Source organism: Flavobacterium sp. PMTSA4, assembly GCF_032098525.1.
GTDB lineage: Bacteria > Bacteroidota > Bacteroidia > Flavobacteriales > Flavobacteriaceae > Flavobacterium > Flavobacterium capsici.
The window spans coordinates 2,600,844-2,614,699 of record NZ_CP134890.1 but is presented as its reverse complement, the minus strand read 5'-3'; the positions used below and the strand labels follow the sequence as shown (position 1 = coordinate 2,614,699).

Annotated in this window: 11 protein-coding genes; 7 read left to right on the top strand and 4 right to left on the bottom strand. The window is 29.8% G+C overall.

Annotated features, from left to right (window positions below; all coding sequences use genetic code 11):
* Positions 1 to 39: 39 nt before the first annotated feature.
* Genes surE through RN605_RS11855 form a run of 5 tightly spaced genes read left to right on the top strand, consistent with a single transcriptional unit; the run spans position 40 to position 5,207 of the window.
* Positions 40 to 810 (top strand): 5'/3'-nucleotidase SurE, encoded by a 771-nt coding sequence (surE, locus tag RN605_RS11875; RefSeq protein ID WP_313325061.1) that lies wholly within the window; start codon positions 40 to 42, stop codon positions 808 to 810.
* Positions 810 to 1,307, top strand: coding sequence for a phosphoglycerate mutase family protein (locus RN605_RS11870; protein ID WP_313325060.1), 498 nt, complete (start codon positions 810 to 812; stop codon positions 1,305 to 1,307). The genes surE and RN605_RS11870 overlap by 1 nt, the downstream gene beginning before the upstream one ends.
* Before the next feature lie 4 nt (positions 1,308 to 1,311).
* Entirely contained in the window at positions 1,312 to 2,424 is a 1,113-nt protein-coding gene (lpxB, locus tag RN605_RS11865; RefSeq protein WP_313325058.1) for a lipid-A-disaccharide synthase, read from the top strand.
* 52 nt (positions 2,425 to 2,476) lie between these two features.
* The gene (locus RN605_RS11860) at positions 2,477 to 3,142 is read left to right on the top strand and encodes a C40 family peptidase (protein ID WP_313325056.1); all 666 of its coding nucleotides are present in this window, start codon (positions 2,477 to 2,479) and stop codon (positions 3,140 to 3,142) included.
* A 34-nt stretch (positions 3,143 to 3,176) separates the two neighbouring features.
* Entirely contained in the window at positions 3,177 to 5,207 is a 2,031-nt protein-coding gene (locus tag RN605_RS11855; protein ID WP_313325054.1) for a ComEC/Rec2 family competence protein, read from the top strand.
* 10 nt (positions 5,208 to 5,217) lie between these two features.
* On the opposite strand, the gene RN605_RS11850 is transcribed toward RN605_RS11855, so the two are convergent.
* The 4 genes from RN605_RS11850 to RN605_RS11835 all read right to left on the bottom strand — a co-directional run bounded on the left by RN605_RS11850 (position 5,218) and on the right by RN605_RS11835 (position 11,423).
* The gene (locus RN605_RS11850) at positions 5,218 to 5,685 is read right to left on the bottom strand and encodes a thioredoxin family protein (RefSeq protein WP_313325052.1); all 468 of its coding nucleotides are present in this window, start codon (positions 5,683 to 5,685) and stop codon (positions 5,218 to 5,220) included.
* A gap of 90 nt (positions 5,686 to 5,775) precedes the next feature.
* Positions 5,776 to 7,434, bottom strand: a complete 1,659-nt coding sequence (locus RN605_RS11845) for a peptide MFS transporter (protein WP_313325049.1) — start codon at positions 7,432 to 7,434, stop codon at positions 5,776 to 5,778.
* A gap of 79 nt (positions 7,435 to 7,513) precedes the next feature.
* Positions 7,514 to 9,229, bottom strand: a complete 1,716-nt coding sequence (locus RN605_RS11840) for a peptide MFS transporter (protein ID WP_313325047.1) — start codon at positions 9,227 to 9,229, stop codon at positions 7,514 to 7,516.
* 25 nt (positions 9,230 to 9,254) lie between these two features.
* Entirely contained in the window at positions 9,255 to 11,423 is a 2,169-nt protein-coding gene (locus RN605_RS11835; RefSeq protein ID WP_313325044.1) for a S9 family peptidase, read from the bottom strand.
* A 62-nt stretch (positions 11,424 to 11,485) separates the two neighbouring features.
* On the opposite strand from RN605_RS11835, the gene RN605_RS11830 reads away from it, so the two are divergent.
* Both RN605_RS11830 and RN605_RS11825 read left to right on the top strand, forming a co-directional pair.
* Positions 11,486 to 12,901 carry a hydroxymethylglutaryl-CoA reductase, degradative gene (locus RN605_RS11830; protein WP_313356353.1) on the top strand — a complete coding sequence of 472 codons (1,416 nt, stop codon included), beginning with the start codon at positions 11,486 to 11,488 and terminating at the stop codon, positions 12,899 to 12,901.
* Between the two features lie 4 nt (positions 12,902 to 12,905).
* A complete protein-coding gene (locus tag RN605_RS11825) occupies positions 12,906 to 13,817 on the top strand; it encodes a GYDIA family GHMP kinase (protein ID WP_313325040.1) in 912 nt (303 codons plus the stop codon).
* The last annotated feature ends 39 nt before the right edge of the window (positions 13,818 to 13,856 follow it).

The following is a 13,856-nucleotide window of genomic DNA, read 5'->3' as shown; positions in this document are numbered from 1 at the left end:
TTAAAAAAGGTTAATTTTGCCTTAATTGAAATTCTACAAATGAAAAACAAACCTCTAATTCTAGTTACAAACGATGACGGAATTACAGCACCAGGAATCAGAACTTTAATTGAAGTCATGTCTGAAATAGGAACTGTCGTAGTAGTTGCGCCTGATAGTCCACAAAGCGGAATGGGACATGCGATTACAGTAAATAATACTCTTTATTTAGACAAAGTTTCCAAAGAAGATGCTGAAATCACAGAGTACAATTGCTCTGGAACGCCTGTAGATTGTGTAAAACTTGCTGTGAATGAAATTTTAAAACAAAAACCCGATTTGTGTGTTTCAGGAATTAATCATGGTTCAAATTCCTCTATAAATGTTATTTATTCAGGAACCATGAGTGCAGCTGTTGAAGCTGGAATAGAAGGAATTCCTGCAATAGGTTTTTCGTTGGCAGATTATAATTGGAATGCTGATTTTGAACCTACAAAACCATTTATAAAAAAAATTGCTCTTGAAGTTTTAAATAAAAAAATTCCTGAAGGAACTATTTTAAACGTGAATTTTCCTAAACTAAAATTTGAAGAAATTAAAGGAATAAAAATTTGTCGTCAGGCAAAAGCATATTGGATGGAAAAATTTGATAAAAGAAAATCTCCATTCGGAAAAGATTATTATTGGCTAACTGGAGAATTTATAAATCAAGACAAAGGTCAAGACACTGATGAATATGCATTGGCCAACGGATATGTTTCGGTTGTTCCAGTTCAATTTGATATGACAGCGCATCACGCTATTCAAACTTTAAACACTTGGGATTTGTAATGAAAAAAAATATTTTCTTAATAATATTTGCTTTATCAACTTGTTTGAATGTGTTTTCTCAAGATGAAATAACAAAAATTATTGTAGCTCGTCATGCTGAAAAAGAAAATGATGGAACAAAAAATCCTTCATTATCAGAAGCTGGAAAAATAAGAGCCGAAAAACTTAAAGATTTATTTGTTGACGTAAAAATTGACAAATTATTTTCTACAAATTATAAAAGAACAATTGAAACTTTACAGCCAATTGCTGCAAGCAAAAAACTAGATATCGTTAATTATAATCCAAATGATTTGAGTTTTGCGAAAGATTTAATTTCAACTGAAAAAGGTAAAACAGTCTTAGTTGTTGGTCATTCAAACACTTGTCCTAAATTAGTAAATAGTTTAATTGATGAGTCTAAATATCAAAATTTAGATGAAAACGATTATGGAAAAATTTGGATTATTACTTTTAAAAATGATAAAAAAATAGATTGCATTTTATTAAACTATTAATCAAATGAAATACTACATAATAGCAGGCGAAGCTTCAGGTGATTTGCATGGTTCAAACCTAATGAAAGCTTTATATAAGGAAGATTCAAACGCAGAAATTCGTTTTTGGGGTGGAAACCTAATGCAAGAAGTTGGCGGAACTTTGGTTAAACATTATCGAGATTTAGCTTTTATGGGTTTTGCAGAAGTGGTTATGAATTTGAAAACCATTTTAAACAATATTAAATTTTGCAAAAAAGATATTGAAGAATTTAATCCTGATGTAATTATTTTTATTGATTATCCTGGTTTCAACATGCGAATTGCAAAATGGGCAAAGCAAAAAGGAATAAAAACTCATTATTACATAGCACCACAAATTTGGGCATGGAAAGAAAACAGAATTAAAGCTGTAAAAAGAGATTTCGATAAATTATTTGTAATTCTACCTTTTGAAAAAGATTTTTTTGAGGTCAAACATGGTTTTCCAGTTGAATTTGTTGGCCATCCATTAATTGATGCAATTCATAATCGTAAAAAAACAGATGAAACTCAATTTAGGAAAGAAAATAATTTGGACGATAAACCAATAATTGCATTGTTGCCTGGTAGTCGAAAACAAGAAATTTCAAAAATGCTTGAGGTAATGCTGAGTGTTACTGAGGATTTTAAAGAATATCAATTTGTAATTGCTGGCGCTCCAAGTCAAGAATATGAATTCTACCAACAATTTTTAATTAATAAAAATGTAAAATTCATTTCTAACAAAACGTATGATTTATTAAGCGTTGCAAAAGCTGCTTTAGTAACTTCTGGAACTGCTACACTTGAAACGGCATTGTTTAAAGTACCTGAAGTAGTTTGCTACAAAGGAAGTTGGATTTCCTATCAAATAGCCAAAAGAATTATCACTTTAAAATATATTTCTTTGGTGAACTTAATCATGGACAGAGAAGTAGTAACCGAATTAATTCAAAATGATTTTAATAAAAAAAGAATTAAGAAGGAATTATCAAAATTATTAGAACCTACCACGAGGAAAAAAATATTAGAAGATTATGAATTATTAGAAGAAAAATTAGGTGGAAATGGCGCAAGCGAAACAACTGCAAAATTGATTGTTAACGAATTACGTTAGCTTTTTCATTTAAAAATTAATCTTTATATTTGAAAACCCTAAAGCTATCTATTTGAAATTATCTAATAAAATATTACTCTTATTCATCTTTTTGATTGTAACCTCAATTAGTTTTTCGCAATCAAACAAAATAATAACTTCCAAAGCAGAAGCTGAAAAAAAAGGAATTTATTCAGCTCCAAGTATTGAAAAAGCGATAGCTTACAACGAACCAAAAACTAAAATTTCAAAAAAAGAACAAAAAGAAAGAGAAAAAAAACTCAAAAAAGCCAAAGCTCTTTTAAACACAAAAAACGAAAAAGATATTTTTATTGATAAGGATGAACCAAGTTATTTTACTGAACAGTTAGTAAACAATCTTGTTGATAACATTGGTGTTGGTTATTCATTTGGCGGTACTTCTAAAAATGGTTTTGATTGTTCTGGATTGCTTTATTCTACGTTTAAAAAATTCGACATTGAATTACCCAGAGTTTCTTCTAGCATGGCTGATTTAGGGGAAAAAATAAATACTACAAATGCTGAAAAAGGCGATTTAATTTTCTTTGCTACTGGTGGCGGAAACCGCATAACGCATGTTGGTCTTATTACAGAAGTAAATAATGATGAAATACTTTTTGTACATGCTTCAACTAGTTCTGGTGTTATTATTTCTTCATTAACAGAGACTTATTATCAAAATACTTTTGTTCAAATTAATAGAATTTTAGAAAATTAATTTTTTATTATGATTTTTCTTGTAATTTAGTTACATGAAAATCTTACAATTCCCATTAACCAAAATTTCTATTGGGTTTGTTTTAGGAATACTTTTGTTTCCTTTCATTAAAACCAATCCCACAACTTCACTAATGCTTGTAAGCATTGGTTTGTTTTTGTTATTAATTGTACATTTTTTTAAAACAAGAAAACCATTCCTCAACTATTTTCTTGGATTCATAATATTGATAAATTCATTCCTCTTTGGAATTACTTCTGCTAGTATTCACAAACAAACCTTTTATTCAAATCATTATTCAAATCATTTAGATGATTTTGAAAACAACTTTGAAGGCACAATATTATTAACTGAAAAAATAAAAAGTACTCAAAAAAACTATCGATATATAGCTAACCTTAAAACTGTTGAAAACAAAGAAATTGTTGGGAAAATAATCTTTAATATCTCGAAAAAGGAAACACAAATTTCACTTCCTATTGGAAGCATTCTTAAAATAAAAGCCACTTATTATAAAAACAAAAATCCATTTAATCCAAATCAATTTGATTACGGGAAATATCTTGAACATCAAGAAATTTATGGTCAATTATATTCAAAAACCACAGATTTCAAAATCGTTGGAAGTGAAAAAACCTTTCGCTCCTATTTTTCTAACTACAGAGAAAATTTAATTGATAATTTAAATAAAACGTCTCTTTCTAAAGATTCATTTAGCATTATTGTTGCGCTTCTTTTAGGTCAAAAGCAAGACATTTCAGTCGAATTAATGAAAGAATATCAATACGCTGGTGCTGTTCATATTTTGGCAGTTTCAGGATTACACGTTGGTATCATCATGATATTTCTAATGTTTTTATTAAAACCGATTCCAAATTCAAAAAAAGGAAAACTTATTAAAGTAATTATAATTCTTATTTGTCTTTGGTCTTTTGCACTTCTTGCAGGACTTTCACCTTCAGTTGTTCGTTCTGTAACTATGTTTTCATTTTTAACAATAGGAACTAATCTAAGAAGAACAGTTAATATTTATCATACGCTATTGATTTCTATGCTGATGATTTTATTAGTAAATCCTTCGTTTATATACGATGTCGGTTTTCAATTAAGTTATCTAGCAGTGTTTTTTATTCTTTGGCTTCAACCTATGTTAAAATCCATTTGGACTCCAAAAAATAAAATTCTAACCTATTTTTGGGACATATTTACAGTTTCAACCGCTGCTCAAATTGGAGTAATGCCGCTAAGCATTTATTATTTTCATCAATTTCCAGGTTTATTTTTCCTAACAAATCTTTTAATCCTACCGTTACTTAGCATTGTAATGGCAGTAGGAATTATTGTTTTAATCTTCTCAAACATTGGACAAATTCCAAATTTCCTCATTCAACTTCTTGATTATTTAATCCAGTTGATGAATCAATTTATACATTGGATTGCCTCATTCGATTACCTGATTTTCAAAAATATTTCTTTTTCAAAAGAAATGCTATGGTTATCCTATTCTGTTATACTTTGTATTATACTCTATTTATTAAAATCAAATTTCAAAAGACTTTCATTTGCTTTGATAAGTATTGCGCTACTGCAATTGACATTCATTTTTCAAAAAAATCAAGTTAGCAATAGTTCTGAAGGGATAATTTTCAATCAAAAGAAAAATAGTCTTATTAGTCAAAGAATTGGTAATAAAGTTATTCTTTTTGCAAATGATAGCATTCAAGAACATATTAATGAAAATGTAACTTTTCAATCTTACTTAGTTGAAAATTTTTGCAAGTTGAGTGATAAAAGAAATATTGATAATTTTCTTTACATTAATAACAAAAAAATCATTGTGATTGATAGTTCAGGAACATATAATCCTAAAATTAACCCTGATATTCTAATTATTACTCAATCTCCAAAGCTTAATTTGGAGCGTCTTTTAAAGACTTTGAAACCTAAAATTGTAATAACTGATGGTTCTAACTTTAAAACCTATAGTAAACTCTGGGAATCAACTTGTAGAAAACAAAAAATCCCTTTTCAAAATACTCATGAAAAAGGATTTTATAAATTTTAATTGTAATTAATTACGATTTTTTATTTTTTAAAATTTGGTCTGCACCTTCAATCCATGTTGCTGGTCCACCAGCTACATATCCTGTTTTTCCTAGTTGCTCAAAATTTGTTTTCCCATCTTTTTTTGAACCTGTTACTAACCAAATTGTTGGATAACCAGCAATTTGAAAAGCTTGTGCTAAACCTTGATTTTGTTGTTGCAATTCTGGAGCTTGAGACGTTCTTCTTGGGAAATCTAATTCAACTAAAACCACATTATCATTTGCCCATTTTGCAAATTCAGGAGTTTTCAAAACTTCATTTTGCAAACGAATGCACCAACCACACCAATCACTTCCTGTAAAAAATAACAGCATTGGTTTTTTTGTTTTATTAGAAACTTCCATTGCTTTATCAATATTTGTTTCCCATTTCAATTCTTGAGATTGAATTGATAATGTTCCTAAAATCAACACTAAAGTGAATATTATTTTTTTCATAATCCTTCTAATTTTTTTCAAATATACTAAAAAGTATACTAATTAAAGTGTAAGCTAGTTTACAACTTAAGCCAATTTTAACTTTTAAAATTAATTAATTCCTTTTTCTTTCATCACTCTGTTTAAGCTTTTTACCAAACCAAACATTAATATCGTGGCAAACATCAATAAAGAAAAATTCACCCAAAAGAAATTTGCTTTATCATCATATTGATCCCACATACTAGCTAAAACTCCGCTCAATTTATTCCCAATTGATGTTGACAAAAACCATCCACCCATCATAAGTGATGTTATGTTTTTTGGCGATAATTTAGATACTATTGACAATCCCATCGGACTGAGAAACAACTCTCCAATTGTAATGATTCCATAATTTGCAACTAACCACCAAACGGAAACTTTTTCGGAACCATTATTTCCAATTTGAACTGCAGCAACCATTACTAAAACGGATAAGGCAGAAATTAAAAGCCCAAAGGCAATTTTTGTTGGTGTACTTGGTTCTTTTTTTCTACTTCGTAAATAAGTAAAAAATGCTACCACTAGTGGAGTCAAAATAATTACCCAACCAGGATTTATTGACTGACTTAAATTTGTAGCCCAAAGTGATACTTTCGAACCTTCTTTTGGTAATTTTTCAGGAGCTACATTTCTATAGTAAACTGGGTAATTATACTCTTTTTGAACTTTTCCATCAACTTTTTGCAATCTAAAACTAGAATCGTAAACTGCAACTGAATCTTTAACATAATCAACTTCTTGGGAAAATTTTAATCCGTTAAAAACTTTTTCTGTATTTCCTGTAATTTCTCTATCGGTATATCTATCTGCCCAAGTATTTAAAGCAGAACCGTTTAATTTAAATACGGCCCAAAATAAAATCACAACAGAAAAAATAGCTAATAATGCACCAATAGGTCGTTTATCTTCAACCTTTGCTTTAAAATATAAACTGGCGTAGAAAAAGACAACAGGTATACAAGCAAAAATAAATGCATCTGTACTATCAGAACCAAAAATATAGCTATTAGGATTTAAGTCAGATTGAACACCTTTTAAAAGCCAACCTATAACTCCAAAAATAATAGAAGGCAAAAGTATATATAGTATTATTTTATAGAATGGCATATCGCCTGGTTGAACTCCTTTCTTTTCAGTTTTATCACCATAATGTTTGGTTCCTAAAATGAATACAATTACACCTATAAACATTCCAACACCGGCTGCCATAAAAGCATATTGCCAGCCTAAAAGAATTTGTAATGCTGCTCCAAAGAAATTACAAATAAACGCACCTACATTTATTCCCATATAGAAAATATTGTAGCCTTCGTCTTTTTTCTCCTTGTATTCATCATCGTTATAAAAATTACCAAGCAAAGTTGATATGTTTGGCTTAAAGAATCCGTTCCCTAATATTACCAATGTCATGGCGACATAAAGCATTGTTTGATTATGAATTCCCATCATCATATAACCTACGCCCATCATTATTCCGCCAATAATAATTGATTTTTTATATCCAAAATATCGATCAGCAATCAATCCCCCAATGAATGGTGTTAGAAAAACTAATGCGATAAATGTTCCATATAAATCAGAAGCTTCTTTTTCGGTCATTGCAAAACCTGCTTCCACATCTTTTAAATAAAGCGTAAAAATTCCAATCATTAAATAATAACCGAAACGTTCCCACATTTCAGATAAAAACAAATAAGGCAATGCTTTAGGATGGCTTTTCCACATAATATTAGATTTAGAATTAAAAAAACCTACAAGCGTACTTGTAGGTTTGAAAGATATAAAAATATTTTTTAAAGTTTATCTATCTAATTCCATGCATCATCTTTTTAATAAATGGAGTTAATGCAAATAAAATAGCAGCAGCAATTCCACAAAGAACAACGAATACCATAAAGAAATCGTATAAACTTTCTATTTGGAATCCTGCAAAAACTGGATAATGGTCGCTAATTTGATTATCTGCTAAAAGTTTTAATTGTTCAGCTGTTGGAGTGATAGATTTATCTAAAACACCTTGCAAATCAATCCCTAATTCAGTTGCTTTTTTAAATTTATCGCCAGTTGCAGGTAAAATTGAACCTAACGTTCCAGATAATGCATATCCAGCTGCATTTGAAATAAAGAAAACTCCATAAGCTAATGATGCAAAACGTTTCGGAGAAAGTTTTCCTACCAATGACAATCCGATTGGAGAAAGACATAATTCAGCAAAAGTTTGAATTAAGTATAATAATATTAACCATTTGATAGCTAACAATCCTGTATTTCCTAAATCTTTTACATTGTGCGCAATTATAAAATAACTTACCGCAATTAAAAACAATCCGATTGATTGTTTAACCGTAGAAAGTGGTTCTCTGTTTTTTGCTCTTAATTTATCCCATAAGATACTAAATGGGAAGGCAAACATTACCACAAATAATCCATTGAATATCTGAACCATTGATGGCGGCATATTCCAACCAAAGAAATGTCTGTCCGTTTGATTATCTGCAATAAAAGTTAAAGACGAACCTGCTTGTTCAAATGCTGCCCAAAAGAAAATAATAAAGAATGACATAATATAGATTACCCAAATCCTTTGTGTTTCTACTTTTGTCAATGTTTTATCTAATAAAATTAAAGCTGCAAGAGCAATTCCACTTGCATAAATAATTGGATAAATATATACCTTAACTATGTTGTCACCTTCTGTAAAATAGTTGAATGCAAAGAATACAGAAATAAATATTCCAATAGCTGTTGCAATTGAACCCATTGTAAAATGAGCTTTTTGAGATTCACCTTCTTCATAATCTGAAGAATCATTTCCAGATGGTAAACCACCAATAGGTTTTCCTTCAGGAGTAACAACATACTTATTCTTTAAGAAAAAGAAAACTGCAGTTCCAATAATCATTGCTAAACCAGCTGCTAAAAATCCCCATTTGAAAGCATGAATATCTCTAATCATTTGAGTTGTTCCGTCAGCTTGTAAAACTTCATTATTAACATCACCAACAAATGGACAAATAAATTGCCCTAAAAATGCTCCAATATTGATTCCCATATAGAAAATCGTGAAAGCTGTGTCTAATTTTGATTTTTCTTGTTTAGGATATAAACTTCCAACCATAGAAGAAATGTTTGGTTTGAAAAATCCATTACCAAAAACGATAATTCCTAAAGCTGTCCACATTAATGTATTTGCTAATCCGAGATTTGTTCCAAAAATACTTGCACTAAAAAACAACATTAATTGACCGATTGCCATCATTGTTCCTCCAAGTAATATACAATTTCTATTTCCAAAAAACCGGTCAGAAATAAATCCTCCAAGCATTGGTGTTAAATAACAAAGTCCAAGAAATCCTCCATAAATGATAGAAGCTTCTTCTTCTTTCATCATTAATGAATTTACCATGAACAAGGTTAAAATGGCACGCATTCCGTAGAAGTTGAATCGTTCCCACATTTCTGTTCCAAAAAGCACCCAAAGTCCTTTTGGATGTCCAGTTTTTACTGTAGCTTCACTCATAATTATTGTTTTAGTATTTTGGTTATTATAGTTTCTCTTTAATAAAATTTGTCATTTTGTTATACAATTGAATTCTTGTATAACCTCCATAAATTCCATGATTTTTATCAGGATAAATTGCCCAATCAAATTGTTTATTAGCCTGAACCAACGCTTCAATCATTTGCATGCTGTTTTGAACATGAACATTATCATCGGCAGTTCCGTGAATTAAAAGATAATTTCCTTTTAAATTTTTAGCAAAATTAATTGGAGAATTATCATCATAACCACTTGCATTTTCTTGTGGAGTTTGCATGTATCTTTCGGTATAAATACTATCATAAAAACGCCAATTGGTTACCGGAGCAACAGCAATAGCCATTTTAAAAACATCTGCGCCTTTCAAAATACAATTACTCGACATAAATCCTCCATATGACCAGCCAAATATACCAATTCTAGATTTATCTACATAAGGATAGTTTCCAATTACCTTTGCAGCATCAATTTGATCTTCTACTTCAAACTTTCCAAGTTCTTTTTGTGTGCATTTTTTAAAATCCGCACCTTTAAAACCCGTTCCACGACCATCAACACACGCTACAATATAACCTTGTTGAGTTAACATCATGAACCAATAATCGTTTGTATCCATCCAATCATTTGCCACTTGTTGTGAACCTGGACCAGAATATTGATACATAAAAACAGGATATTTTTTTGATGCATCAAAATCTTTCGGTTTGAACATCCAAGCATTTAATTTATTTCCTTTTTCAGTAGTAAGTTCAAAAAACTCTTTCGTTGGTAAATTGTATTTTTTTAATTTTTCTGCTAAAGCGTTGTTATCTACAATAGTTTGAATTGATTTTCCATCTTTAGAACTATTCAACGTGTATAAAGTTGGATTTGTTACGCTTGAATAAGAATTAATAAAAAATTCAAAATTCGGACTAAATGTTGCAGCATTGGTTCCAACTTGTTGTGAAAGTTTTGTTTTCTTTTTTCCATCTAATGAAACTTTATAAACATCTCTTACTGTTGAACCATTTTCTACCGATTGATAATAAACAATTTTATTTTTTTCATCAAAACCATAGTAAGCAGTTACTTCCCAGTTTCCTTTAGTTACTTGATTTCGCATCTTTCCTGTTTTATCATAAACATAAATATGATTAAAACCATCTTTCTCCGAAGTCCAAATGAAACTATTGTCTTTGAGGAAAGTTAAATTATCGGTTACATCAACATAGGCTTTGTCTTTTTCGTTTAAAACAACTTTTGGTGTTCCAGTCGTAGCATCAACAAAAAGTAAATCTAAATTGTCCTGATGACGATTTAAAACTTGTGCCGAAAGTAAATTGGCATCGTTAGTCCATTTTAATCGAGCAATGTAGAAGTCATTATAATTTCCAAGGTTAATATCTTTTGTTTTTTGATTCGTTACATCATAAATATGCAGAGAAACTTCGGCATTTTTTTCTCCAGCTTTTGGATATTTGAATGTTTCATTTGATGGATATAAATCTTTTTTATAAATATTCATCGTGAATTCTGGAACTTGACTTTCATCAAAACGAATAAATCCAATTTTTTTACTGTCAGTACTCCAATCGAAAGCGCGAACAAAAGCAAATTCTTCTTCATAAACCCAATCCGTAATTCCATTAATAATGGCATTTTTCTTTCCATCAGTGGTTATTTGAGTTGATTTTTTTGAAGCAATATCATATACAAACAAGTTATTTTCTTTAGCAAAAGATATTTTTGTTCCATCAGGTGAAAAAGTTGGCTCTTGAACTTGTTCTAAAATTTTTGTCAATTCTTTAGTAGCTATATTATACAAAAAATAATCTGCTGTAAATGAATGACGGAAAATTTGATTTGAATTGTTAGCAATTAAAAGTTGTTTTTCATCATTGCTAAAGTTGTAACTATCAATCCCATCTGAAAGAATAGGGAAATCTTTAGTAGAAATGAGCGTAGAAACTTTCTTTAAAGTAGCAAAATCGTATAAATCGATTTGCTGTGTTCTTGTACTTCTATCAGAATTTAAAACCGTGTATTGGTTTGTGTTTTTCATGGATTGCAATTCATCCATTCCTTTGGCTCTAAAACTTCCTGTGTAAATTTCTTCAACTGTTATTTTTTGTTGCGCCACAGTTGTAAATGAAATCAGAAACAAAAGCGCAAGTAATCGAGTTACTCTCATAGATACTTTCTTTAAAAAACTTCCAATTTTAGTGAAATTTTTATAAATATAGGCACTATTTTATGTTAAATCCTATTTTGAGATGTATTTTAATTTCGTCATATTTTATAAAAATAAATTCATCAAAGACTTATCTTTGCATCTCAAGAATTGAAAGAGTTATGAATAAAGACATTACCGGATTTTCTAAACTTTCTAAAGAAGAAAAAATCAATTGGATAGCCAATAGTTATTTTTCAAACCCAAAAGAAGGAATTTCTATACTAAAACAATATTGGAACAGTGATGAACAACTTCAAAAACTTCACGATGATTTCATAGAAAATACCATTTCTAACTTTTATTTACCTTTTGGTATTGCACCAAATTTTTTAATAAATGGAAACTTTTTTTCTGTTCCAATGGTTATAGAAGAAAGCTCAGTTGTTGCAGCTGCTTCAAAATCGGCGAAATTTTGGGCTACTCGTGGTGGTTTCAAAACCACAATTCTTGGAACTGAAAAAATTGGTCAAGTTCATTTTCTTTTCAAAGGAAGTTCGGAAAAACTAGAGCGCTTTTTTTCTGATTTAAAACCAAAATTATTTTTGGAAACAGAAAGTTTGACCAAAAACATGCAAAAACGTGGTGGTGGAATTTTGGATATTGAACTTAAAAACAAAACTACCGAACTTGAAAACTACTACCAACTTCACGCTACTTTTGAAACAAAAGATAGCATGGGAGCCAATTTTATAAATTCTTGTTTAGAGCAATTTGCCAAAACGCTTAAAGAAGAAGCGTTACAATTTGAAGATTTTACAGAAAATGAAAAAGACATTACAATAGTAATGAGTATTCTTTCTAATTATGTTCCAAATTGTATTGTTCGTGCAGAAGTTTCATGTAAAGTGGAAGATTTAGCCGAAAAAAACATTCCAAATCCGTTAGAATTTGCTGAAAAGTTTGTTCAGGCAGTAAAAATTGCAGAAATCGAACCTTATCGTGCAGTAACGCATAACAAAGGAATTATGAATGGTGTTGATGCTGTTGTTTTGGCAACTGGAAATGATTTTCGCGCTGTTGAAGCAGGAGTTCATGCGTATGCTTCAAAAAATGGTAACTATTCAAGTTTATCACATGCAAAAATCGAAAATGGTATATTCACTTTTTGGATGGAAATTCCTTTAGCAATGGGAACTGTTGGCGGATTAACATCTTTACATCCATTGGTGAAAATTGCTTTAGAAATTTTGAAAAATCCTTCGGCTCAAGAATTAATGCAAATTGTTGCTGCAACAGGATTGGCTCAAAATTTTGCCGCTTTACGTTCATTGACTACAACAGGAATTCAAGATGGACATATGAAAATGCACATCAACAATATTTTAAATCAATTCCAAGCCAATATCACTGAACGCAATAAAGTGAAATCGCATTTTGAAAATCATACTATTTCTCATGCTGCGGTTGTTGAATATATTGAAAAATTAAGAAGATAATCATTTGAAAACTTTTTACAGCAACGGAAAATTACTAATCACCAGCGAATATGTAGTGCTTGATGGCGCAATTGCTTTGGCTTTACCTACAAAATTTGGGCAAAGTTTACATATTAAAGATGGAGAAAATGAAATTTTTCAATGGAAAAGTTATGATAGTGATGCATCAATTTGGTTTGAAGCAAATATTCCCTTTTCTTCAATTGTTAGAAAAGAACGATTAGAAGAAGAAAATAATATTAAAAACAAATTGATTGAAATTCTTCATGAAGCTTATAAAATAAACTCAAATTTCATTACAAACTCAAAAGGCTACATTATAGAAACCGAATTAACTTTTCCAAAAAATTGGGGTTTAGGAACATCTTCTACATTGATAAACAATATTGCTCAATGGTTAGAAATTGATGCATTTGAATTGCTTAAAAACAGTTTTGGAGGAAGCGGTTATGATATTGCTTGTGCTCAAAATGACTCTGGTATTTTGTATCAATTAATTGATGAAAAACCAATTGTGAATACTATTCCATTTTCACCAAGTTTTGCTGAAAATATATATTTTGTTTATTTAAATAAAAAACAAAATAGTCGTGATGCAATTCATAATTACATTAATAAAAGAGGTAACATTTATGAATTTCTGCCCGAGTTTAATACTATCACAAATAAAATTATTAATGCAGATTCAGTAGATAGTTTTTCTCAACTTTTAGAAAAACACGAAATTCTTTTGAGTACTATTTTAGAACAAAGCACTGCAAAAGATTTATTTTTTGAAGATTTTGATGGTGTTATAAAAAGTCTTGGTGCTTGGGGTGGCGATTTTGTAATGGCAATTTCTAAAGAAAATCCAAATCCATATTTCAAATCAAAAGGTTTTGAAACTGTATTAACCTATCACGAAATGATATTGTAAAAAATGCCTTTCGACGACTTGAAAGGCATTTTTTTTATT

Excerpts from the sequence above, each read along its gene's own strand:
- surE (WP_313325061.1), top strand. The coding sequence starts at position 40 with ATGAAAAACAAACCTCTAATTCTAGTTACAAACGATGACGGAATTACA.
- RN605_RS11870 (WP_313325060.1), top strand. The coding sequence starts at position 810 with ATGAAAAAAAATATTTTCTTAATAATATTTGCTTTATCAACTTGTTTG.
- lpxB (WP_313325058.1), top strand. The coding sequence starts at position 1,312 with ATGAAATACTACATAATAGCAGGCGAAGCTTCAGGTGATTTGCATGGT.
- RN605_RS11855 (WP_313325054.1), top strand. The coding sequence starts at position 3,177 with ATGAAAATCTTACAATTCCCATTAACCAAAATTTCTATTGGGTTTGTT.
- RN605_RS11850 (WP_313325052.1), bottom strand. The coding sequence starts at position 5,685 with ATGAAAAAAATAATATTCACTTTAGTGTTGATTTTAGGAACATTATCA.
- RN605_RS11845 (WP_313325049.1), bottom strand. The coding sequence starts at position 7,434 with ATGTGGAAAAGCCATCCTAAAGCATTGCCTTATTTGTTTTTATCTGAA.
- RN605_RS11840 (WP_313325047.1), bottom strand. The coding sequence starts at position 9,229 with ATGAGTGAAGCTACAGTAAAAACTGGACATCCAAAAGGACTTTGGGTG.
- RN605_RS11835 (WP_313325044.1), bottom strand. The coding sequence starts at position 11,423 with ATGAGAGTAACTCGATTACTTGCGCTTTTGTTTCTGATTTCATTTACA.
- RN605_RS11830 (WP_313356353.1), top strand. The coding sequence starts at position 11,486 with ATGTTAAATCCTATTTTGAGATGTATTTTAATTTCGTCATATTTTATA.